This is a genomic window from Allochromatium palmeri, assembly GCF_009720725.1.
Taxonomy (GTDB): Bacteria; Pseudomonadota; Gammaproteobacteria; order Chromatiales; family Chromatiaceae; genus Thermochromatium; species Thermochromatium palmeri.
On record NZ_WNKT01000137.1, the window covers coordinates 1 to 969 of the forward strand.

At 59.3% G+C, this 969-nt stretch carries 1 pseudogene; it reads right to left on the reverse strand.

The features are described from left to right. Positions 1–618: 618 nt before the first annotated feature. A pseudogene (locus GJ668_RS20435) lies at positions 619–969 on the reverse strand (hypothetical protein); the annotation flags it as partial.

Consider the following 969-nt stretch of genomic DNA (forward strand, 5'->3'; position numbering starts at 1 on the left):
CTAACCCTGTGGCCGTGGCCGACCCAAAGGTGCTGATCAGGTAATCGGTGTAGATTTCGAGAAAGTCTTGGTTCATCTGCGCAACCTAGCAGATCCTCGGCCTCCTGCGTAACATCAGTTCATCAGTTCCTCCGCGAGAAACCCCGTCCTTCAGGGCGGGGAGGGATAGCGGCTACGACAGTGCAGCCGCCGGAAACAGGTGCAGGCTTTCCACCTGCCGGGCCGCGAGGCTCTGCCCGTAAGGGCCTGGTGACGGACGACGCCTCGCGGCGTGGTCGCTCCCCTCGCCAATGTGTGCAACCGGCTCCCGCTTGCGCGGCGATCAAGACCTTCGGCGTTTTACCTTTCGCCTGCATGATCCTGACCTTTCAGAGCGGCGGACTGAGGAAGCATCCGCCGGTGAGTCTTAACGACCTGTTGCACACGTAGCCCCTTTCGACCCTCCTGGTCAGGCGGGCTGAGGCTGGTCAACCCAGCTTGCTCTCACAAGCTCCGCCCTTTAGGCCGGGGTAGTTGACGACGAACCGCCTTGCGAACTGAAATAAGATGAGGTTCGTCTCCCGTTTCGCCGCGTGGGGTCCACACGACAAAAAGGGCGACACCGTAGACCCAGCAATTCTAAATTTGCCCCCGCTTCGCGCCCGCGCGGCGTGCGGGCGGTGGCCGCGCTGGCTCAAGGGCCTCCAGCATGAAGTCGAACAGGTGCTCCCAGGAGTCAAAGGGCAGATACTGGGTCAGTGCACGCAGATGCTCGAAGACGGTGCGGCGTGACGGCAGGTGACGCCGCACCGCCTGGTAGCCGGGATGGAGTCGGTCGAGCACGGTATGGACGAGGAACGCCAACAGGATCAGGCTCGCTAACAGGGCGGCCAGATGCTGCTGGCCATGACTATAAGTACATCTATTAAATAATTTTAACAAAATACCTGTTTGAGTATATAATAAATATCTCTGCCATAAGCAAGAAGC